Raw genomic sequence first — 21,285 nt, forward strand, 5'->3', positions numbered from 1 at the left:
TGTCTCAAGCAGGTGCAGGATGGCCTGGAGCTTATGCGAACATTGGTATTAGCGATGGCATGGAAAATAATGAAATCAAAAAATCTGTGTATTGGGAGTTGCAAAGAAACGGACTAAGTGTTCTAAATGCTAATGATTACCATGTTTTTTATGCTGGGAATGGGAATTGGTATTTTAGACGAGGAAAGGCTGGGTTATATCAAACATCGTTAGTCCTTGAAGATAATGGCACAGATGCAGATTTAAGATTACCTAATATCACATTGCGTAATAGCCGTACAGCAGGATATACAGGACTTATCCAACTAAAATCTTCTGTTACTCAAAATGGCTGGGGTGCTATTCAAGGGAATTTTATGACTCCTTCATTGCGGGAGTATAAATCTAATATCCGTGATATTTCTTTTTCCGCTTTAGAAAAAATTAGAAATCTTAAAATTAGACAATTTAATTATAAGAATGCTGTAAACGAACTTTATCGGATGAGAGAAGAGAAAGCTCATGACGATCCACCTTTGACAACAGAAGCTATTAAAACATACTACGGTTTAATTGTGGATGAAAGCGATGAAGCGTTTGTGGATGAAAGTGGGAAAGGAATTCACTTGTATTCATACGCATCCATTGCAATTAAGGCTTTACAGGAAGTTGATGCAACAGTACAGGAACAGGAGGTAGAAATAGCAAATCTAAAATCACAAATAGCTAGTCAAGAAGATCGGATAGCTCGATTAGAAGAATTATTACTACAACAATTATTTGATAAGAAACCAGAGCAGCCGTAAGCTGTTTTTTATTTTGTACAAAATATGGCTTTTAGTAAATTCAATTCATAGATCAAGAGGAGTGATTTCGCTTCTCTTTTTATTTTGAGGAGATGATCAGTGTGAAACGAATAGTAGACCAAGTAATTTATGAAAAGCATGTTAGCCAAGAAAATAAAAACCTAGTCAAAGATTTTCTAATCGAAAAGAAAGCACAAGGAAAAGCGGCAAGCACTTTACAGCAATATCATTGGGATTTACGAATTATTTTGTTTCTAATACATGAACACTTCGAAAATAAAAATCTTATTGAACTAACACGTAAAGACATTCGAAATTTATCTATTATCTTTCAAGAGATGGAAATGTCTAATGCTCGTGTCAACGGATTAATGAGTGCATTAAGGTCCGCATTAGAATTTTGTGCGGATGATGACGACTATGAATATGAATTTAATGTCGGTTCACGGGTCCGTGGTTTACCTAAGAATCCAGTTAGAGAAATTACTTTTATAACAGAAGAACAAATTGAGTGGTTAATCGATGAGCTAATAGCACAAGAAAAATATATGTTAGCTACATATTTAGCACTTTCTTATTACAGTGCCGCTAGGAAAAATGAAGTTTACCAAGTTCAAAAAGAAGGACTGACAGAAAAATATTATACAAATGTGGTTCGAGGGAAACGCGGTAAGAAGTTTAGATTATATTACAATCCCCGAGTGCAGAAATGCATTCGTTTATATATAAATCAACGAGGTAAAGATACTATTCCAGATTTGTTTGTGCGGGTTTATAAGAATGGTGGCCGAAAACTTTTAAATAAAAGCGTATTTAATTACTGGTGCAAGATATTCGCTAAGATGCTGTACGAAAAAGAAGGTAAAGAATTTAAAATCAATCCTCACTGTTTCCGTCATAGCAGATTAGATAATTTAAAAGTGCAAGGTGTACCACTAGAAAAATTAAAATCGCTTGCGAATCATTCGGATATATCAACAACACAATCTTATTTAAAGGATAGAAGTGAAGAAGATATTGCAGACATCTTTGGAATGGATCCAAGTTGTTTTGCAGCATAAAAAGGAGTGAAAAGATGGATCGTATTGATGTATTATTAAAAGCTTTTATTGCCACTTTCGGTGGCTTCTGTGGGTATTTCTTGGGAGGATGGGATGCGACATTGAAAATATTAGTCATAATGGCAGTTATTGATTATTTAACTGGCATGATTGCAGCAGGATACAACGGACAATTAAAAAGTAAAGTTGGTTTCAAAGGCATCGCCAAAAAGGTGGTGCTTTTTCTTTTGGTCGGAGCGGCCGCTCAACTAGACTCGGCACTTGGAAGCAACAGTGCAATCCGTGAAGCAACAATTTTCTTCTTCATGGGTAATGAATTACTGTCGCTCTTAGAAAATGCCGGGCGAATGGGTATTCCACTCCCACAGGCTTTAACAAATGCAGTTGAAATTTTAGGTGGTAAACAAAAACAAGAAATTAAAAAAGGAGATGTTGAATAATGGAAATCACCAAAAAATTAGTTGCCCCAAGTAAATATGGTACAAAGTGTCCATATACAATGAAACCTAAATATATCACTGTTCATAACACATATAATGACGCTCCCGCTGAAAATGAAGTGAATTACATGATTAATAACAATAATGAAGTATCGTTTCATGTAGCAGTAGATGACAAGCAAGCAATTCAAGGTATTCCGTGGGAACGTAATGCGTGGGCTTGTGGAGACGGTAATGGTTCAGGGAATCGAGAGTCCATTTCCGTAGAAATCTGTTATTCAAAATCCGGAGGAGATAGATACTATAAAGCAGAAGATAACGCTGTCGATGTTGTGCGACAACTCATGTCTATGTATAATATTCCAATTGAAAATGTCCGAACTCACCAATCGTGGTCTGGAAAATACTGTCCACATAGAATGCTAGCTGAAGGGAGATGGGGGGCATTCATTCAGAAGGTTAAGAGTGGGAATGTAGCAACCACTTCAACAAAACAAAATGTCATCCAATCTGGTGCTTTTTCACCTTATGAAACTCCTGATGTTATGGGAGCATTAACGTCTGTTAAAATGACAGCTAAGTTTATCTTGCAATCGGATGGATTAACATATTTCATTTCCGAGCCAACTTCAGATGCGCAACTTAATGGGATGAAAGGTTACCTTGACCGTAAAGGCTGGTGGTATGAAGTTAAATAAAACAAAAGAATAGTTTGATTAACAAAAAAGAGCCGTCAAATGACGGCTTTTTTTATTGTTCAATCACTGTTGCGCTAATTTTAGGTATTCCTGTTTTATCTTTTTCATCGTAGGCACCATAAATCGTTACTGTTGCACCTTTAGATATTTTTAATCCACTTTTGAGTGTTATTTCATTTTCATTTGATTGCACACCACTTTGTGCAATTTGAATAGTGTACATACCTTTTCCGTCATTTTCATTTGTACTTATGACAAAAGAAGGTAGCACTGAAGATTTAAGTAATAAATCTACCGTTCCCGTAGCTTTAAGCCTTTTTCCTTTTTCATATTGATCTCCATTTGCTTTAACAAAACTAACTTCTTCAGCATCTTGCTTTATCTTCTTATTTAATTCATCCTGAGATGTTAAATCTTTTTTAGTTTCTTGTTGAGATTTGACGTTTGTTTTTTCACTTGATTCATTTTCTTTGGAAGAATCACAAGCTGTTAGACTTAAAAATAGGGTACTTCCGACACAAAGACTTATAAGTTTTTTATACATTTTCATTATCCTCCTCTATCCAAATTTCTTCCATGTGCAATTTTAATTCTTTTGCAATTTTGTAAGCTGTAAGAAAACTAGGGAGTGTCGTGTTATTAACAAGTGAGCTCATTGTAGTTTGACTAATTCCAATAAGATTTGAAAATTCCTTTTGACGTATTTCTCTTTCAGCAAAAATAACACGAAGTTTACATTTTAATCGCACAATATCACCTCTTTAATTATATACAATTCGCATATGGAAATGTGTCCTCCTTTAATTTAATCAACGAACATTTAGAAAAGTTTAAATGGACAGGCAATATAACTACTTCTAAGTCATATACCTATATCAAGACCACAAGGAACACCAAGTGGAACTAAGGACATCACGAGGGGAGATGGTTACATGCGTTGGCAGTATAATCACTTGAACACAACTCAATATTTACATCCTTCAAAAGAACTAAGAGATCTGTACAATGAATCAAGATCAAGAGCAGAAACAGAATCTATTCTAAATCACATGAAAAATCATGAGGTTTATGATCGAAAAGAATATAAGGGGTATTTCAGTTTGTCACAGGTATTAGAAGAAGATTTATATGGAGAGGAAGAAGATATTTTAGACTGGGAAATTTTAATGGATTGTTATGATGTCATTCTTACGAGAAGAGGTATTGCATTTCGTGAAAAGGAAGAGGAGGAATAATCCATGACATTAGCAGGGGAAACGATAATAATTTGGACAGCGACAGGCTTGTCAGTAATAGCGATAAAGGTAGCAGAGAAAATGGGGAAGAGTGTTCCACATTGGCTTCCGCATATCACCTTGTACACGACGCTCACAGGCTCGTTCTTATATCTTCTACGTTATGTTCTCACTTTGTTTCTATGAGAGAATGCCAAGTGGAATTTAATCATCGTGCAGAACATAAGGTTTTTAGCTTGTACGTTTGTATTCCTTGAAACAGGGATATATACCCTCTATAAGAGGGATATAGGGAGTGATTTTATGTTGGAATTATTATCGGTACCGCTGGCAGCAATACTTTTCGCTATATTCGGTGATAAGTTCAAAAATAAAGAGGATGACCGGAAAAAGATACAAGTATTTTTTGAAGTAAGTGGAATTGCAATTAGGAGTAATGAAAAATTACAGTATCCAGTTTTTATTGAGCAAAAAGATGATGATCGTAGTACGACTTATGTGTATCGATTGCCAGTAGGGATGCCGTCAAAAATCATTCAAAAGGTAGAGGATGTTGTAAGTGAAGGATTAAGTAAGCCTGTACGAATCCAATATGATAATTACAAATTGAATATTCGTGTGTTTTATAAAGATGTTCCGGATAAATGGGACTGGGAAGTTGGTTTGATAAAGAAAGGAAAATGGCAGGTTCCCATGGGGCAAAGTTTAGAAAGATTAATATATCATGACTTTGATAAAACACCACATATGGCATTAGGTGGACTTACGCGAATGGGTAAGACAGTATTTTTAAAGAATGTATTTACTTCGCTTACCCTAGCGCAACCAGAGCATATTCACTTATACATTATTGATTTAAAAGGTGGCTTAGAGTTCGGTTCATATAAGCATTTAAAACAAGTGGATTCCGTTGCAGAGAAGCCTATAGAAGCTTTTATGGTATTAAGCGATATTCTTAGGAAGATGGAAGAGAAGATGCAATATATGAAAGCCAGGCATTACACAAATGTTGTAGAAACGGATATGAAAGAACGATATTTCATCATAGTAGACGAAGGGGCGGAACTTTGTCCTGATAAAAGTATGAAAAAAGAACAGCAAAAACTATTAGGAGCGTGTCAGCAAATGCTCTCTCATATTGCTCGTATAGGTGGAGCGTTAGGGTTTAGATTAATTTTCTGTACACAGTATCCAACAGGAGATACATTGCCACGACAAGTAAAACAGAATAGTGATGCGAAATTAGGGTTCAGATTACCAACTCAAACAGCTTCTGGTGTTGTGATAGATGAATCAGGATTAGAATCGATAAAAAGTATTCCTGGACGTGCAATTTTTAAAACAGACAGGTTAACTGAAATTCAAGTTCCTTACATTAGTAATGAAATAATGTGGAACCATTTAAAACAATATGAGGTGGAAAAACATGAGGATGCAAACACACCTGAAAATCAACCGTCAAATGGCGATACTTGCGACGATTAGAAAGTTACAATTTGCAACAAGAAGGCATTTAATGTGTGTTCACGAAATGGGAGGGATAAGGAATGCAAATAGGATAATGAATGATTTATCTATTTACACAAGTAAAGTGATTCACAACAAAGAGTATGTTTATTATTTAAATCAATCAGGACATAAGTTATTTGGTGAAGGTAAAGTAGTTCATCATAGTAAAATGTCACATGCTATATTACGAAATGAAGCTTGGCTACATTTATTTTGCCCAGATGATTGGCAAGTAGAAACAGAAATTAGATATATAAAAGAGAATAAAAAGAAGAAGATAATTCCTGATGTGAAATTTCGTGACGAGGACAGAATACTTCATGCTGTAGAAATAGATCGTACCCAAAAGATGGTGGTCAATGATGAGAAATTAAAATGTTACGAGGAGCTTACTAAAATATATAAACAAAAATATAACGGAAAAGTGCCAGTTATTCATTTCTTTACCATAACCAAATATAGAGAAAAGAAATTAGAACAACTGGCAGCGAAATATGATGTGTTTGTAAAAGTATATGTAATTCAAGAAATTTAATTCTGTAGGAGTTAACAGGGATAGTAAATGGGAATATATATAAGAAGAGAGTGATCGTAAACGACCACTCTCTTTTGACCACGCAGACCACATTGACCACAACTTGTACCACATTTATTATTTACTTTATGTCCATTTTGTCTAAAATAGAAAATATAGCTGGACAAGAATACACGTTTTATCACATAATGGACACAATGCATCTTTAGAGGTGTAAAGAAAAAACATTGACAAATATAAAATGGCTAGCTATAATTTTGTTTGTTGCCTTGAGGTGATATGATATGAAATGGTCCATCCATCAATTGAATAAATTGAGAAATAAAGGATTGACATTGGATGAGATGGTAGATGTAAGTGAGCTAAAAGAGGTCGAGAAAGATATTCGTGAAATTAATCCTGTTCACGTAACAGGAAGAGTTGATTTTGGCTCCGGTAAGTTTACGTTCCATCTACATATAACTGGAAGCATGGTTTTACCATGTTCTCGCTCTTTAGTAGATGTGACATTACCATTTGACATTAAAACAACTGAGGTGTTCCAAACTTCACAAGAAGAATTTGAAACTGAAGCTGAAATTCATTGTTTAGAAGGAGAAGTACTTGACTTACTGCCCGTAATCAAGGAAAATATACTTTTGGAGATTCCAATGCAAATTTTCAGTGATGATGTTTCTGGTGGAGCACCGACGCAAGGTCAAGACTGGCAAGTGATTTCGGAAGAAGACAAAGAAAAGCCTGTTGATCCAAGGTTGGCAGGACTTGCAAAGTTTTTTGACAAATAATCGGAAGACTGGTTCAGGCCTTCATATGAAAATAACTATTTCTTTTAAGGAGGTGGGAAGAATGGCTGTACCTTTTAGAAGAACTTCTAAAACAGTAAAAAGAAAGCGTCGTACGCATTTCAAATTATCAGTACCTGGTATGGTAGAGTGCCCAAGCTGTGGTGAAGCGAAATTAGCTCACCGTGTATGTAAAGCATGCGGTACTTACAAAGGTAAAGAAGTAATCAGCAAGTAATTGCGGAAAAATAAACGTAGAAGATATCTTCTACGTTTATTTTTTTTGTCTTATTCTTTATTTGTTGTATTCTATCTTTTCTAGTAACTGCATATGCTTAATAAAAAATGCATAGGGAGGACTAGAGAGATGGCGACAACAAGACAAGATGCTTGGACTGATGATGAAGATTTGCTTCTGGCAGAAGTAGTACTCCGGCATATTCGAGAAGGTGGAACGCAATTATCTGCCTTTAAAGAAGTGGGAAGACATTTATCTCGTACACCAGCAGCATGTGGCTTTAGATGGAATTCTTACGTTAGAAAGCAATACAAAGAACGTATTGAAGAAGCGAAGCAACTGCGTAAAGTAGAAAATTATGAAGTGAAAGAGACGAAGGTATTGGAGCCTACGTCAATTACATTGAATGATGTTATTGATTTCTTGCAAAATTATAAAGATGAAGACTCTTTAATGGTGTTGCAACAGCAAATTGAATCGTTACAAACAGAGAAAGAGCGTCTTTTGGAGCGATTATCAGTATATGAGGAAGAATATAGAACATTGCTTGATTATATTGATCAAAAAAGAAGTGTAATAGTAGCAGAAAGAAATAGCGCTTGGTCGAATGGGAAATTAGAGAAGTTAAAGAAATAAAAAAACAGCTGCTATGTAGCTGTTTTTTTATTTCTTATGCAGATTCTTCATCTGTAACCGCATTCAAATTTGTTTCTGGATGCCAAACATAAAAATCACCATCAGGTACTGATACAGGTCGGAAATTTAATTTATCCCAAAAACCAGCTGAATGGATACGTGCAATCGTTTTAATTGGGAACTGTAGCCCCTTTGCATAATTTACAAGCATTTCTCCGAATCCTTGTTTTTGGAAAGTTGGTAGCACTTCAAGTTTATAGAGTTCTAGGTAAGTACCTGTAATTTCGAATGGTTCTCCGCCATTTCTTTTCATGTATAGACTCATACGTGCAATTAGTGATCCGCCGTAATAAATACCGTAAAATGGAGATTCACTATCGTTTTCAATAATGTTTGCTTGTAATTCTTCTAACATGGATAGTTCTTGAGCTCCGCAACCTTTAAATTTTTTAAATTCGTCTAATGTTTTATAATTGATGAGCAAGCGCTCAACTTTTGGGAATCCCATAACATCACATCCTTTTCTTGTCTCGTTGAATGCAGAAAAGTGAAAATATTTATAATAATATTATAACTCATTTTTTTATTTTTATGAAGATGATAGTATATTTCTTTTATTATTTTTTTTGAGGATTTGCTAAACTAAGAATAGAAGCCTATTAATAAGTAGTATATACATATTGAAGGAAGAGGTTGCATTTGCTTATTAAAGAGCAATGAAATTGTAAACTATGTTAATGTAATTGAGGGAGATAAAGTAAAACTTTAATCGGTGGGATTTGTTCATCCTTAATTAATTATTATTCTGCACTAAGTGGGCATTTGCTGGATTAAAAAGAGGGAGGGGGAAAAGGGACTTATGTATCGTGTTCATATAAGTTCCTTGTGCGAGAATGAAAATCGGAGTGGTGGGACCAGGAGCTATCGGTCTATTGTATGCATTTTATTTACAAAAAAGTAATCAAGATGTTACGTTGTTTACAAGGACAACTAAACAGGCTGAGGAATTAAATACAACGGGTGTAACTTGTATCAGGGAGGGGAAACGTGAAACGGTATTCCCGCCTGTTTTACCAATAGAAAGCATGCTAGACCAGCAGCTAGACTATATATTTATTGCTGTTAAGCAATATCATATAACTGACATACTACCTTTTGTGCGAGGGAAATCCTCATTAATCTTTTTGCAAAACGGGATGTCGCACCTTCATGCTATGCAGAAAATAGGGAATAAAAATATTGCAGTTGGAATTGTAGAGCATGGCGCAAAAAAAGAAGAAAGACATACCGTTTATCATACAGGGATAGGTGTAACGAAGTTTGGAATCGTGCACGGCCGGTCTATACATTTTGAAGAAATATTTAATTGCTTTCCTTTTCCTCATTTTCCGATTCAAATAGAAGATGACTGGATGGATGTTATGCACAAAAAATTAGTAGTTAATGTATGTATCAATCCACTGACAGCATTATTACAAGTCCAGAACGGCGAGCTGATTTCGAATCCGTTTTTTTATCAGATGATGGAGCAAGTATTCCAGGAAGTCGTTTTTCTTGTTAAAGAAGAAAAAAAAATGGTATGGGAAATGGTACGTCACGTATGTGAAAGAACATCTCATAATACATCGTCTATGCTGGCAGATGTAAGAGCGAATAGACAAACGGAAATTGGTGCGATTGTTGGATATGTATTAGAAGAAGCTAAGAAACAGCAACAATCCGTTCCGACACTTCAATTTTTGTTCGATGCAATAAAAGGATTAGAAGTAAAAGTATAAGTGTAATTCTTTGCTTTTACGTGAAACATTGACTACAATGTGGATTGGTGAGAGAACAGGATACGAAAGGAAGAATTATATGGAGATAAAAGAAATCTCTGTTCCGCAACAAGGTGTTGTAGCGGACTATATGAACGGAAAAAAAGAGATACAGTCGTGTTTCGATTATATGTTAACAGAAGATGCTTTTAAACAGCGTGTACAAGATTTGCGTGAGAGGGAGTTTTTCCGCCAAGATTTAGTAGCGCATTTATTAGAATATAATACAAAATTACAAGCGGGAGAAGCTACAATTCAAAATGTAAAAGCGCTTGGAGATGAAAGTACATATGTTGTTATAGCTGGACAACAAGCTGGGTTATTAACTGGGCCACTTTATACAATTCATAAAATTATTTCAGTTTTACAGCTTGCGAGGGAAAAGGAAGAAAGTTTAGGTGTTAAAGTTGTTCCTGTTTTCTGGATTGCTGGTGAAGACCATGATATGGATGAAATTAATCATACTTTTGTAACGAAGAATAAAAAAATAAAAAAGACTATTTTTCATGATCGTAATCCGAAAAAGGCGAGTGCTTCAGAGTCTGAGCTTTCTTTGGAAGACTGTAGAAAGTGGATTGAAGAAATTTTCAAAACATACCCTGAAACGAATTTTACAAAGGATGTACTGCAATTTATTGATGATTCTTTGGGGAAATCGAATACGTATGTAGATTTCTTTGGCCATCTTATTATGAAAATGTTCGTGAATTCTGGTTTAATTCTTGTTGATTCGCATCATCCTGAATTAAGAAAATTAGAAGTGCCGTTTTTCAAGCAAATTATAGGTAAGTATAAAGAAGTGCAAGAGGGGCTTCATAACCAACAGGAAGTAATTAAAGAATTAGGATATAAACCGATTATTGAAACAAAGTATAATGCAGTACATATTTTCATGGAAATTGATAATGAGCGAGTATTACTTGAAGACGATCAAGGGAAGTTTGTTGGGAAGGATGGAGCGTATTCCTTTTCGTATGAGGAATTGATGGAAGAGATGGAGAGAAGTCCGGAACGCTTTAGTAATAATGTTGTAACGCGCCCTCTTATGCAAGAGTATGTATTTCCTACGCTCGCGTTTATTGGAGGACCAGGGGAATTAGCCTACTGGAGTGAATTACAACAAGTCTTCCATACTATCGGTTTCCGAATGCCACCTGTCGTTCCGCGTATTACAATCACTTATATAGAGAGGGATATAGCGACAGATTTATACGATTTGCAATTGCAAGAGAGTGATCCGTTTTTAAATAACATAGATAAGTTGCGTGAAAACTGGTTATCTAATCAAATAGAGGAACCGATAGATGATCGATTTGTAGAGGCGAAAAAAGAAATAATTGATATTCATACGTCATTACAACAGTTTGTGAAGAAAATAGATCCTGGATTAAGTGCGTTTGCAGGGAAAAATGAATCCAAAATTAATGAACAAATTGAACTGTTGGAAAGAATGTTGAAAAGAAATGTTGAGAAAAAGCATGAAGTGCAGTTAAATAAATTCCGTCGCATACAATTTGCACTTCGTCCATTAGGAGCGCCGCAAGAGCGTGTGTGGAATGTATGTTATTATTTAAATCAGTTCGGTTTGGATTTCATTGATCGTGTAATGGAAAACCCGTTTTCTTGGGATGGAAAACATCATGTTATAAAACTATAGAATCTTGCTCTTAGGAGCAGGATTTTATTTTTGTCTCGTTGAATTTACTGTGAAGTGAAATTTTTCTGAATTATCAATCTGAAAATAGTGAATATCGTAATTATGCAGGATACTTAAATATATGACAAAATAGCACAAAATGTAAACGTATTATTATCTTTTTCGACAGTTTTTTATTTAAATTCCCGCAAAAGATGATAAAATTTAGTATATAATAAAAGAAAATAGCGATTTGTATAGTATGCTGCCTTTGTAGGCAAGTTAAATGAGTCGTTCTTTCATAGTATTTCGTTCTCTAATCGTGAAATGTGCGTTTAGGGGAGGAGATGCATTCAACATAATTAATTGGAAAAAGAGTAGGTGCAACAATGTTTAAACACGTAACAGTGCTTTTAAAGGAAACAGTAGACGGCTTAGATATAAAGCCAGGTGGTACATATGTAGATTGTACACTGGGGGGAGGAGGACATAGTTCTTATTTGTTATCCCAATTAACTGAAGGCGGAAAGTTAATCGCGTTTGATCAAGATGAGATAGCAATTCAAAATGCGAAAGAAAAGTTCTCTTCATACGGTGAGCAGTTCATAACAGTAAAAAGTAATTTCCGTTATTTATCTGAAAAACTACAGGAATTAGGTATAACAGAAGTAGACGGTATTTTATTTGATTTAGGTGTTTCATCCCCGCAATTAGATACACCAGAGCGTGGCTTTAGTTATCATCATGATGCACCGTTAGATATGCGAATGGATCAAGATGCTCCCTTAACAGCATATGATGTTGTAAATAGCTGGTCATATGAGCAACTTGTAAGAATTTTCTTCCAGTATGGTGAAGAGAAATTTTCAAAACAAATAGCTAGGAAAATTGAAGCGTATCGTGAGAATAAAGCTATTGAAACGACAGCAGAATTAGTAGAACTAATTAAAGAGGGTATTCCAGCTCCTGCTCGTAGAACGGGTGGACATCCTGCGAAGCGAGTGTTCCAAGCAATCCGTATTGCCGTAAATGATGAATTGAAAGTATTTGAAGAAGCGTTGGAATCTGCAATTGAGATGGTCAAGCCAGGCGGAAGAGTTAGTGTTATAACATTCCATTCTTTAGAAGACCGTATTTGTAAAACCACGTTTAAGCGAAATAGTACAACGCCACAATTGCCGCCAGGATTACCAATTATTCCTGATGAATTTAAGCCGAAATTAAAGCTTATTACAAGAAAACCGATTTTACCTTCTGATATAGAGTTAGAAGAAAATAATCGAGCGCGTTCTGCGAAATTGAGAATCGCTGAAAAACGATAAAAAGGGGAGAGAGGTATGAGTAACTTAGCTGTAAAGTACAAACAACAAGCGCAAGAAGAGGTACAGATTCAAACGCCCCCACAGCAGATGGTTCAGCCAAAAGCTAAAGCGAAGATTACAAGAATCGAAAAACTGTTGTATGTAGCATTTATTGGCTTTTTATTGTATGCCTGTGTAGCGTTTATTGGAAATAAAGCAGGCCTTTATCAAGTCAATGTAGAAGCAGCGACGATAGAACAAAAAATTGTACAGCAGCAAAAAGAAAATCAAGAATTACAGGCTGAAGTAGAGAAGTTAAGTCGCTATGAACGAATCGCTGAAGTTGCGAAAAAACACGGGTTAGAAATTAATGCGAATAATGTGAAAGGCCTCAAATAAGGCAATAGGTGTGAAGGGAAAATGAAGAGAAATATGACTAAATTTCATACCAATAAGGGAGCAGGGTATTTTATGATTTTATTCCTCCTGCTCTTTTTGCTATTATTAGCCCGATTTTTTTACATACAAGCAACAGGATCTGTTCATAATCATGATTTGGATGAACTTGCTAAGCAAAAACATAGCAAAACAGGAGTTCTCGAAGCAAATCGCGGGACGATTTATGATCAAAACGGTCATGTGTTAGCGCAAGATGCAAACTCTTATAAACTTGTAGCGGAATTAAAAGGTGCGAATCATGTTGAGAATAAAGAGGATACTGCAAAGAAGATTGCGGGAGTACTCGGAACAGATGAAGAGACGATTTTAGCTACTTTAAATAAAGAAGGTAGAAGTCAAGTGGAGTTTGGGAAATTAGGTAAGGGCTTGACGAAAGAACAGAAAGAACAAATGGAAGCATTGAAATTGCCAGGTATATCTTTTATTACTGAAAATGCAAGAGTGTATCCAAACGGTGATTTTGCATCTTATGTCATAGGTCATGCGAGACCTGATGAAAAGGGAATTGCTGGAGGTCAATTTGGTTTAGAAAAGAGTTTGAATAAGTATTTAGGTGCGTCTAATGGAAAAGTTGCTTATACAGGCGATCGTAAAGGAGTATCTCTTGACGGTGGAAAAGTGAACGTAAAGGCACCTAAAAATGGAGATAATGTATATTTAACACTAGACCAGCGTATTCAAAGTTATTTAGAAGACGCAATGAAAGAAGCAAGTAAACATTATGAACCAGAAAGCTTAATAGGAATTGTTGCGGATCCAAAAACAGGGAAAATATTAGCGATGTCTAGTAAGCCTAGTTATGATCCGAACCGAGAGAATAATAAGTATTTTTATAATGACGCAATTGCAAATGCATTTGAACCGGGTTCAACAATGAAAATTTTCACGCTAGCAGCAGCTATTAATGAAGGTGTGTATAAGGGACAAGATTATTATCAGTCTGGTACATATCAAGTCGGAAACCGCAAAATAAAAGATCATAACGGCGGCGCTGGATGGGGATCTATCACATTTGATGAAGGGGTAGAGCGCTCTTCCAACGTAGCGTTTGCAATTTTAGGAGATCAAAAACTTGGCCCAGAACGTTTCCGAAAATATATTCATAGCTTTGGATTAGATGAAAAAACGAACATTGATTTACCTGGTGAAGGCTCAAATACGATTTTATTCAATCAGCAAATACAGCAAGTAACAACAGCTTTTGGACAAGGTTCTACTGTAACGCCAATTCAGCTTGTGCAAGCTGCAACAGCTATTGCAAATGATGGAAAAATGATGAAGCCTTATACAATTGATAAAATTGTAGATCCAATAACAGGGGAAGTAAAATTAGAAGATAAGCCAGAAGAAGTAGGAAAACCTGTTACAAAAGAAACAGCAGCGCAAGTAAGACAGTTATTAGAACGTGTTGTTACATCCCCGAAAGGAACAGGAACTGCTTATAAAGTCGATGGCTATTCAGTTGGTGGTAAAACAGGAACAGCGCAAATTCCGGATGGAAAAGGTGGATATATGACGGGAAGAGAGAATTATATATTCTCATTCTTAGGTATGGCACCTATGGACGATCCGCAACTTGTTGTATATGTAGCTGTTAAACAGCCGAAATTGAAAGATGATGAGAGTGGTGCACAACCTTTAGCTGATATTTTTAAATATGTAACAAAAAATAGTTTAGAGTATTTAAAGATTAAGCCTAATGAAGTGAAAGATCCGAAGAAATATGTGAAAGAGCAGCAAACTGCTGTTCCAGATGTAACCGGAAAAACGATGGAAGAAGCGAAAAAAGCGATTGATAAAGCAAAACTTCGTCCAATTGTATTAGGTGAAGGGAAAGTACAGCAACAAGTGCCAAAAGCAACTGAGCAAACATTGAAGGGTGATCGAGTCTTCTTAGTGGGAGATAAGCCTACAATGCCAAATATACAAGGTTGGGCACTGCGTGATGTTATGAATTTAGCAAAAACATTAAAGCTTAACCTAAAACCTACTGGTACCGGATACGTAACCGAGCAAAGTGTGGCAGAAGGAACATTGTTGCAACCTGGTACAGAGTTAGGTGTAACACTGGTACCGCCACTTGAACCACAACAAGAAGCAGAAAAACCGTAATGGTAAAAGAGAAGAAGTTCTAATTAAATAAGTACAAGCATATATTGGAACAAGCTAGGCGTAAGGGAGGCTTGTTCCAATATGCGTGTATCAAATGTAACAGTTAGAAAACGACTTATCTTTATACTCATATCAGGTATACTTATTTTCACTATCATCGATATTCGTCTTGGATATGTGCAATTTTTTCTTGGGAATATGTTAACGGATCGTGCGAAAGATTCATGGAGTCGTAATATTACTTTTGAACCTGAACGTGGGAAAATTTTAGACCGAAATGGTGTGGAACTTGCCACAAATAAAAGTGCTCCAACTGTCTTTGTTGTACCGAGGCAAATTGAAAAACCAGCAGAGACTGCAGAGAAGTTAGCTGCAGTATTAGGTGTGGAAAAAGATGAGATTTATAAGAGGATTACAAAAAAAGAATCGATTGTAAGGTTAGATAAAGGCGGAAGGAAAATATCACATGATAAAGCGAAAGAGGTAAGAGGATTAAGTTTGAAAGGTGTTTATATCGCAGAGGACTCTATCCGGTACTATCCATTTGGCAACTTTTTATCACACGTATTAGGGTTTGCAGGTAGTGATAACCAAGGTCTTATGGGACTAGAAAAATATTATGATAAAGAGCTAAATGGTGATGAAGGTCATGTGCGTTTTTTTGCAGATGCAAAAGGACAAAGGATGCCTAATGTTGGCGATGATTTCAAAAAACCAGAAGCTGGTTTGAATTTAGGCTTAACAATTGATGCGCGTATTAATAGAATTATGGAAAGAGAAATGAATATTGCAGAGTCGACATATAATCCAGATGGTATGATTGCGATTGCAATGAATCCGAAAAATGGTGAAATTTTAGGTATGTCGAGTCGGCCGAGTTTTGATCCGGCAGATTTTCAAAGTGTTTCTCCAGAAGTGTATAATAGAAATTTACCAGTATGGAGTACGTATGAGCCTGGTTCAACATTTAAGATCATTACGTTAGCCGCAGCCTTGAACGAGAATTTAGTAGACTTAGAAAAAGATACGTTTTATGATGATGGAGCAGCTGAAGTTGGTGGAGCTAGATTGAAATGCTGGAAAGCAGGAGGCCATGGTAGCCAAACGTTTTTAGAAGTAGTTCAAAACTCTTGTAACCCAGGATTTATTGAACTGGGTGATCGTCTTGGTAAAGACCGATTATTTAAATACATTCGGAATTTCGGTTTTGGACAGAAAACCGGAATCGATTTGCAAGGTGAAGGTAGTGGGATTTTATTTAATTTAGATAAAGTCGGTCCAGTCGAGCAAGCAACCACTTCATTCGGTCAAGGTGTTTCTGTAACACCAATTCAACAAGTAGCAGCAGTAGCAGCGGCTGTAAATGGTGGAACATTGTATCAACCGTATATAGCTAAGGAATTTATTGATCCGAAGAACAATCAAGTTGTAAGTAAAAAGACACCTGTGGAAAAAAGAAAAGTTATTTCCAAGGAAACTTCAGAAAAAGTTCGGTATGCATTAGAGAATGTTGTAGCAAAGGGATCTGGTAAAGGTGCTTTCATTGATGGGTATCGTGTAGGTGGAAAAACAGGTACGGCTCAAAAGGTGAAAGATGGTAAATATTTAGAGAATAATTATATCGTATCTTTTATCGGTTTTGCTCCAGCGGACGATCCGGAAATTGTTGTCTATGTTGCTGTTGATAATCCGAAAGGTGTAACTCAATTTGGTGGAGTAGTAGCAGCTCCAATTGTTGGGAATATTCTTCGGGATGCACTTCCAGTTATGGGAGTGAAACCGAGAACAGAACAAGTTGAGAGAGAATATAAATGGGGCGATACACCAACTGTAGAAGTTCCGAATTTAATTGGTATGAAAAAGAAAGACTTACAGACACAGCTCGTCGATTTGAAGCTTGATATAAGTGGAGACGGAGAGAAAGTAATTAAACAATCCCCAGAAGCAGGAGCTAAAGTGAAAGAAGGCTCAAAAATTAGAATTTACTTCGGGAATTAAAGGTAACCTAGTACGTTTTATGGTACAATTGGTGGAAGTGAGTTCTTTATAGAAGAGTTACTTAATTTGAGGCTGTAAGAGCCTCAATTATAAATAGGTCTATTTATTAGACACTGTAGCACTTACCTCCTATTTTACATAATTAGGGGGTAACGTGTTGCTTATTAAAAAAGAGATAAATACACAATGTAGAGAGGGTTTAGTGAAATGAAGTTGCATACACTTTTATCATGTTTGCATGATTTTCCAGTTGTTCCAAAAGAAAATCCAGAAATCACATCTATAGAAGCTGATTCACGTAAAGTGAAAGAGGGAAGCTTATTTGTATGTATGAAAGGATATACGGTTGATAGCCATGATTTTGCTAAGCAAGCAGCGGCACAAGGAGCGGCTGCTATTGTTGCGGAAAGACCAATTGATGTTGACGTTCCAGTTGTACTTGTGAAAAACACTTTTCGTTCGTTAGCGGTTTTAGCTGATTATTTTTATGGTCAACCAACACACAAGTTACATTTAATCGGAATTACAGGTACAAATGGAAAGACAACAACATCGCATATTATGGATGAGATTATGCGCGCACATGGTCATAAAACGGGGCTAATTGGAACGATTAATATGAAAATCGGCGATGAAACATTTGAGGTGAAAAATACAACACCAGATGCACTAACACTTCAACACACATTTTCAAAAATGGTTGAGCACGGTGTAGATAGTACAGTAATGGAAGTTTCGTCACATGCTTTAGATCTTGGTCGTGTACACGGATGTGATTACGATGTAGCAGTGTTTACAAATTTAACACAAGATCATTTAGACTATCATAAAACGATGGAAGAATATAAACATGCAAAAGGGTTGCTATTTGCACAACTGGGCAATAGTTATAATCATAATCGTGAAAAGTACGCGGTACTGAATAACGATGATGCTGTAACTCCGGAATATATGAGAAGTACTGCGGCGACTGTTGTAACGTATGGAATTGATACAACCAGTGATATTATGGCCAAAGATATCGTTATGACGAGTGGTGGAACTACATTTACGCTTGTAACACCGTATGAAAGTGTAAATGTTACGATGAAATTGATTGGGAAATTTAATGTATATAACGTACTAGCGGCAACAGCGGCAGGGCTTGTTTCTGGTGTAAGTTTAGAAACGGTTATTGATGTAATAAAGCAACTAGCTGGAGTTCCAGGACGTTTTGAAGTAGTTGATGGTGGACAAAATTATACAGTTATTGTTGATTATGCACATACACCAGATAGCTTAGAGAATGTATTAAAAACAGCAAAACAGTTTGCAAAAGGCGATGTATATTGTATCGTCGGTTGTGGCGGAGATAGAGATCGAACAAAGAGACCAATCATGGCAAGTGTTGCAACAAAATATGCAACTCACGCAATTTACACTTCAGATAACCCAAGAAGTGAAGAGCCAGGGGCTATTTTAGATGATATGGTGCAGGGTGCAAATGGGAATAATTATGAAGTGATTATTGATAGAAAAGAAGCGATATACCATGCAATTGCTAACGCGAAAGCTGAAGATATCATCATTATTGCTGGTAAGGGACATGAAACATATCAAATTATTGGTAAAGACGTTCATCATTTTGATGATCGTGAAGTCGCTAAAGAAGCAATTACAAAGCGTTTAAACAACGAAGAGTAACAACGTGAGAGGAGGACTACATGTGCTTGAGCAAGGTTTATTAGTAACGGCTGGGGTAGCATTCTTAATTTCTGTTGCCCTTTCGCCATTGTTTATTCCATTTTTAAGGAAATTAAAGTTCGGACAGAGTATTCGTGATGAGGGACCAAAGTCACATCAAAAAAAATCAGGGACACCGACAATGGGTGGTATTGTCATATATGTATCTATGATGGTAACTTCACTTATTATGGCAATTAAATTTAATCATTTAGGTGCAGAGGTCTCGTTATTATTATTAGTGACATTTGGCTACGGATTAATTGGATTTTTAGATGACTACATAAAGGTAGTTAAGAAGAGAAATCTTGGTTTAACATCAAAACAAAAATTAGTAGGTCAGCTTGTTATTGCTATTGCGTTCTTTTTAATTGGAAAAGGGCAAGCGTTCCACACGTACATCATGATTCCGGGAACAGATGTTAAGTTTGAATTAGGTTGGGCGTATTTTGTACTTGTATTATTTATGCTTATTGGTGGCTCAAATGCAGTTAACTTAACTGACGGTTTAGATGGTTTATTATCAGGAACAGCTGCTATTGCATTTGGAGCGTTTAGTATTATTGCAGTCGCACAAGAGCAATTTGGAGTAGCGATATTCTGTATGGCAGTTGTAGGAGCTGTACTTGGATTTTTAGTATTCAATGCAAATCCAGCGAAAGTGTTTATGGGAGATACAGGTTCTTTAGCTTTAGGTGGAGCCATTGCAGCTGTAGCGATTTTATTAAAACAAGAATTACTACTTGTAATCATTGGTGGAGTATTCGTAATGGAAACTTTATCTGTTATTATTCAGGTCATTTCTTTTAAAACAACAGGAAAACGTGTCTTTAAAATGAGTCCATTACACCATCATTATGAATTATGTGGTTGGTCAGAGTGGCGTGTTGTTGTGACGTTTTGGTCTGTAGGATTTTTATTAGCTGTGTTAGGAATTTATATCGGGGTGTGGATGTAATTGAAAACTGTAACTGAATTTCAAAATAAAAATATTCTTGTATTAGGCATTGCAAAAAGTGGTTATGCAGCAGCTACGTTATTACAAAAATTAGGGGCAAATGTTATTGTAAATGACGGAAAGCCTTTAGCAGAAAATGTGCTTGCTGCAGAATTACAAGCAAAAGGAATGGACGTTGTATGCGGTGGCCATCCTTTAGAATTGTTAGAGAGAAATATTTCGCTTGTAGTAAAAAATCCAGGAATCCCGTATTCTAATCCAATATTAGTTGCTGCGAAAGAAAAGCAAATTCCGATTGTTACGGAAGTTGAATTAGCATATCGTATTTCAGAAGCGCCATTTGTTGGGATTACGGGGTCTAACGGTAAAACGACGACGACAATGCTTACATTTGAAATGCTAAAAGAAGGACAAAAGCATCCTGTAATTGCAGGGAACATTGGAACTGTAGCGTGTGAAGTAGCACAGGATGCAAAAGAAAATGAAGTTGTAGTTACAGAGCTTTCATCGTTCCAACTGATGGGAGTAGAATTGTTCCAACCTAAAATTGCTGCGTTTTTAAATTTATTTGAGGCCCACTTAGATTATCATGGGACGAAGAAGGAATATGGTTTAGCAAAAGCAAATATTTTTAAAAACCAAACAGAAAATGATTATAGTGTAATAAATGCAGATGATGCAGATGTGATGGCTTTATCTGCTTATAGTAAAGGGCAAAAAGTACTATTCTCAACAACGAAAGAAATTGAAGATGGTGCGTGTATAAAAGATAATGCTCTTTATTTTAAAGGTGAAAAAGTTGTTGAAGTAGGCGATATCGTTTTACCTGGTCAACATAATTTAGAAAATATTTTAGCAGCGATGAGTATTGCGAAATTATTAGGCGTTTCTAATGAAGCGATTACGACGGTGTTAAAACGTTTTACAGGTGTAAAACATCGTTTAGAATATGTAACAACTATTAATAACCGTAAGTTTTATAATGACTCAAAAGCAACAAATATGTTAGCGACTGAGAAAGCTTTATCTGCGTTCACACAACCGATTGTGTTATTAGCAGGTGGGCTTGATCGTGGAAATGAATTCGATGATTTAATTCCGTATTTCAAAAATGTTAAAGCGATTGTAACATTTGGACAAACAGCTTCAAAATTAGTAAGAGCGGCAGAAAAAGCGGGATTAGATACAATTGAAAGTGTCGATACTTTAGATGAAGCGGTAGTGAAAGCTTATGCTCATTCTACAGATGGCGATGTAGTTCTTCTTTCTCCAGCATGTGCAAGCTGGGATCAATTTAAAACATTTGAAGAAAGAGGAGACATTTTTATACAAGCTGTGCATAAACTTATATAAAGTATATCAA

23 protein-coding genes are annotated in these 21,285 nt (G+C 36.0%); 20 read left to right on the forward strand and 3 right to left on the reverse strand.

Annotated features, from left to right (window positions below; translation table 11 throughout):
- The 4 genes from CO726_RS02780 to CO726_RS02795 all read left to right on the forward strand — a co-directional run.
- A partial coding sequence (locus CO726_RS02780) for a tail fiber domain-containing protein (RefSeq protein ID WP_169513011.1) occupies nt 1-785 on the forward strand: 785 nt, incomplete at its 5' end.
- A gap of 101 nt (nt 786-886) precedes the next feature.
- The gene (locus CO726_RS02785) at nt 887-1,846 is read left to right on the forward strand and encodes a tyrosine-type recombinase/integrase (RefSeq protein ID WP_136699335.1); all 960 of its coding nucleotides are present in this window, start codon (nt 887-889) and stop codon (nt 1,844-1,846) included.
- Nucleotides 1,847-1,860: 14 nt separating this feature from the next.
- Entirely contained in the window at nt 1,861-2,286 is a 426-nt protein-coding gene (locus tag CO726_RS02790) for a phage holin family protein (RefSeq protein WP_099683240.1), read from the forward strand.
- Nucleotides 2,286-2,984, forward strand: a complete 699-nt coding sequence (locus CO726_RS02795; protein WP_099683241.1) for an N-acetylmuramoyl-L-alanine amidase C-terminal domain-containing protein — start codon at nt 2,286-2,288, stop codon at nt 2,982-2,984. The genes CO726_RS02790 and CO726_RS02795 overlap by 1 nt, the downstream gene beginning before the upstream one ends.
- Nucleotides 2,985-3,036: 52 nt before the next feature.
- On the opposite strand, the gene CO726_RS02800 is transcribed toward CO726_RS02795, so the two are convergent.
- Together CO726_RS02800 and CO726_RS02805 are read right to left on the reverse strand one after the other, a co-directional pair.
- Complete coding sequence (locus CO726_RS02800) at nt 3,037-3,528, reverse strand: hypothetical protein (RefSeq protein WP_099683242.1); 492 nt, start codon at nt 3,526-3,528, stop codon at nt 3,037-3,039.
- A complete protein-coding gene (locus CO726_RS02805; protein ID WP_001237240.1) occupies nt 3,521-3,733 on the reverse strand; it encodes a helix-turn-helix transcriptional regulator in 213 nt (70 codons plus the stop codon). Before CO726_RS02805 ends, CO726_RS02800 begins: the two co-directional genes overlap by 8 nt.
- Nucleotides 3,734-3,916: 183 nt before the next feature.
- Here CO726_RS02805 and CO726_RS02810 point away from each other — a divergent pair, with 183 nt between their 5' ends.
- From CO726_RS02810 to CO726_RS02840, 7 genes are all read left to right on the forward strand, one after another.
- Nucleotides 3,917-4,219, forward strand: a complete 303-nt coding sequence (locus CO726_RS02810) for a hypothetical protein (protein ID WP_099683243.1) — start codon at nt 3,917-3,919, stop codon at nt 4,217-4,219.
- A gap of 3 nt (nt 4,220-4,222) precedes the next feature.
- Complete coding sequence (locus tag CO726_RS02815) at nt 4,223-4,405, forward strand: hypothetical protein (protein ID WP_099683244.1); 183 nt, start codon at nt 4,223-4,225, stop codon at nt 4,403-4,405.
- A 117-nt stretch (nt 4,406-4,522) separates the two neighbouring features.
- Complete coding sequence (locus CO726_RS02820; RefSeq protein WP_099683245.1) at nt 4,523-5,704, forward strand: FtsK/SpoIIIE domain-containing protein; 1,182 nt, start codon at nt 4,523-4,525, stop codon at nt 5,702-5,704.
- Nucleotides 5,646-6,263 carry a replication-relaxation family protein gene (locus CO726_RS02825; protein WP_099683246.1) on the forward strand — a complete coding sequence of 206 codons (618 nt, stop codon included), beginning with the start codon at nt 5,646-5,648 and terminating at the stop codon, nt 6,261-6,263. The genes CO726_RS02820 and CO726_RS02825 overlap by 59 nt, the downstream gene beginning before the upstream one ends.
- 284 nt (nt 6,264-6,547) lie before the next feature.
- Complete coding sequence (locus tag CO726_RS02830) at nt 6,548-7,048, forward strand: YceD family protein (protein WP_000872145.1); 501 nt, start codon at nt 6,548-6,550, stop codon at nt 7,046-7,048.
- 61 nt (nt 7,049-7,109) lie between these two features.
- A complete protein-coding gene (gene rpmF / locus CO726_RS02835; RefSeq protein ID WP_001984764.1) occupies nt 7,110-7,283 on the forward strand; it encodes a 50S ribosomal protein L32 in 174 nt (57 codons plus the stop codon).
- Nucleotides 7,284-7,412: 129 nt separating this feature from the next.
- Nucleotides 7,413-7,919 carry an RsfA family transcriptional regulator gene (locus CO726_RS02840; RefSeq protein WP_099683247.1) on the forward strand — a complete coding sequence of 169 codons (507 nt, stop codon included), beginning with the start codon at nt 7,413-7,415 and terminating at the stop codon, nt 7,917-7,919.
- Between the two features lie 34 nt (nt 7,920-7,953).
- Here CO726_RS02840 and CO726_RS02845 read toward each other — a convergent pair whose 3' ends face one another.
- Nucleotides 7,954-8,427, reverse strand: a complete 474-nt coding sequence (locus tag CO726_RS02845; RefSeq protein ID WP_099683248.1) for an N-acetyltransferase — start codon at nt 8,425-8,427, stop codon at nt 7,954-7,956.
- 385 nt (nt 8,428-8,812) lie between these two features.
- Between CO726_RS02845 and panE the strand changes: the two genes are divergently transcribed.
- The 9 genes from panE (at nt 8,813) to murD (ending at nt 21,275) form a co-directional block, all read left to right on the forward strand.
- A complete protein-coding gene (gene panE / locus CO726_RS02850) occupies nt 8,813-9,697 on the forward strand; it encodes a 2-dehydropantoate 2-reductase (RefSeq protein ID WP_099683249.1) in 885 nt (294 codons plus the stop codon).
- Between the two features lie 79 nt (nt 9,698-9,776).
- Entirely contained in the window at nt 9,777-11,393 is a 1,617-nt protein-coding gene (gene bshC / locus CO726_RS02855) for a bacillithiol biosynthesis cysteine-adding enzyme BshC (protein WP_099683250.1), read from the forward strand.
- 368 nt (nt 11,394-11,761) lie between these two features.
- Entirely contained in the window at nt 11,762-12,694 is a 933-nt protein-coding gene (gene rsmH / locus CO726_RS02860; RefSeq protein ID WP_061678251.1) for a 16S rRNA (cytosine(1402)-N(4))-methyltransferase RsmH, read from the forward strand.
- Nucleotides 12,695-12,709: 15 nt separating this feature from the next.
- Entirely contained in the window at nt 12,710-13,072 is a 363-nt protein-coding gene (gene ftsL / locus CO726_RS02865; protein WP_000067081.1) for a cell division protein FtsL, read from the forward strand.
- A 21-nt stretch (nt 13,073-13,093) separates the two neighbouring features.
- Nucleotides 13,094-15,244, forward strand: a complete 2,151-nt coding sequence (locus CO726_RS02870) for a penicillin-binding protein (protein ID WP_099683251.1) — start codon at nt 13,094-13,096, stop codon at nt 15,242-15,244.
- 81 nt (nt 15,245-15,325) lie between these two features.
- Nucleotides 15,326-17,242, forward strand: a complete 1,917-nt coding sequence (locus CO726_RS02875) for a stage V sporulation protein D (RefSeq protein WP_099683252.1) — start codon at nt 15,326-15,328, stop codon at nt 17,240-17,242.
- A 207-nt stretch (nt 17,243-17,449) separates the two neighbouring features.
- Nucleotides 17,450-18,925 carry a UDP-N-acetylmuramoyl-L-alanyl-D-glutamate--2,6-diaminopimelate ligase gene (gene murE / locus CO726_RS02880; RefSeq protein WP_099683253.1) on the forward strand — a complete coding sequence of 492 codons (1,476 nt, stop codon included), beginning with the start codon at nt 17,450-17,452 and terminating at the stop codon, nt 18,923-18,925.
- Nucleotides 18,926-18,947: 22 nt separating this feature from the next.
- Nucleotides 18,948-19,922, forward strand: coding sequence for a phospho-N-acetylmuramoyl-pentapeptide-transferase (mraY, locus tag CO726_RS02885; protein WP_000893058.1), 975 nt, complete (start codon nt 18,948-18,950; stop codon nt 19,920-19,922).
- Complete coding sequence (gene murD / locus CO726_RS02890; RefSeq protein ID WP_099683254.1) at nt 19,923-21,275, forward strand: UDP-N-acetylmuramoyl-L-alanine--D-glutamate ligase; 1,353 nt, start codon at nt 19,923-19,925, stop codon at nt 21,273-21,275.
- The last annotated feature ends 10 nt before the right edge of the window (nt 21,276-21,285 follow it).

This window comes from Bacillus fungorum (genome assembly GCF_002746455.1).
Taxonomy (GTDB): domain Bacteria; phylum Bacillota; class Bacilli; order Bacillales; family Bacillaceae_G; genus Bacillus_A; species Bacillus_A fungorum.

What these genes read in the sequence shown, in the direction of transcription:
- CO726_RS02845 (WP_099683248.1), bottom strand. Translation starts at nt 8,427, where the DNA reads ATGGGATTCCCAAAAGTTGAGCGCTTGCTCATCAATTATAAAACATTA.
- CO726_RS02800 (WP_099683242.1), bottom strand. Translation starts at nt 3,528, where the DNA reads ATGTATAAAAAACTTATAAGTCTTTGTGTCGGAAGTACCCTATTTTTA.
- CO726_RS02830 (WP_000872145.1), top strand. Translation starts at nt 6,548, where the DNA reads ATGAAATGGTCCATCCATCAATTGAATAAATTGAGAAATAAAGGATTG.
- CO726_RS02840 (WP_099683247.1), top strand. Translation starts at nt 7,413, where the DNA reads ATGGCGACAACAAGACAAGATGCTTGGACTGATGATGAAGATTTGCTT.
- rpmF (WP_001984764.1), top strand. Translation starts at nt 7,110, where the DNA reads ATGGCTGTACCTTTTAGAAGAACTTCTAAAACAGTAAAAAGAAAGCGT.
- ftsL (WP_000067081.1), top strand. Translation starts at nt 12,710, where the DNA reads ATGAGTAACTTAGCTGTAAAGTACAAACAACAAGCGCAAGAAGAGGTA.
- murE (WP_099683253.1), top strand. Translation starts at nt 17,450, where the DNA reads ATGAAGTTGCATACACTTTTATCATGTTTGCATGATTTTCCAGTTGTT.
- CO726_RS02875 (WP_099683252.1), top strand. Translation starts at nt 15,326, where the DNA reads ATGCGTGTATCAAATGTAACAGTTAGAAAACGACTTATCTTTATACTC.
- CO726_RS02825 (WP_099683246.1), top strand. Translation starts at nt 5,646, where the DNA reads ATGAGGATGCAAACACACCTGAAAATCAACCGTCAAATGGCGATACTT.
- bshC (WP_099683250.1), top strand. Translation starts at nt 9,777, where the DNA reads ATGGAGATAAAAGAAATCTCTGTTCCGCAACAAGGTGTTGTAGCGGAC.
- panE (WP_099683249.1), top strand. Translation starts at nt 8,813, where the DNA reads ATGAAAATCGGAGTGGTGGGACCAGGAGCTATCGGTCTATTGTATGCA.
- rsmH (WP_061678251.1), top strand. Translation starts at nt 11,762, where the DNA reads ATGTTTAAACACGTAACAGTGCTTTTAAAGGAAACAGTAGACGGCTTA.
- CO726_RS02810 (WP_099683243.1), top strand. Translation starts at nt 3,917, where the DNA reads ATGCGTTGGCAGTATAATCACTTGAACACAACTCAATATTTACATCCT.
- CO726_RS02870 (WP_099683251.1), top strand. Translation starts at nt 13,094, where the DNA reads ATGAAGAGAAATATGACTAAATTTCATACCAATAAGGGAGCAGGGTAT.
- CO726_RS02815 (WP_099683244.1), top strand. Translation starts at nt 4,223, where the DNA reads ATGACATTAGCAGGGGAAACGATAATAATTTGGACAGCGACAGGCTTG.
- CO726_RS02795 (WP_099683241.1), top strand. Translation starts at nt 2,286, where the DNA reads ATGGAAATCACCAAAAAATTAGTTGCCCCAAGTAAATATGGTACAAAG.
- CO726_RS02820 (WP_099683245.1), top strand. Translation starts at nt 4,523, where the DNA reads ATGTTGGAATTATTATCGGTACCGCTGGCAGCAATACTTTTCGCTATA.
- CO726_RS02790 (WP_099683240.1), top strand. Translation starts at nt 1,861, where the DNA reads ATGGATCGTATTGATGTATTATTAAAAGCTTTTATTGCCACTTTCGGT.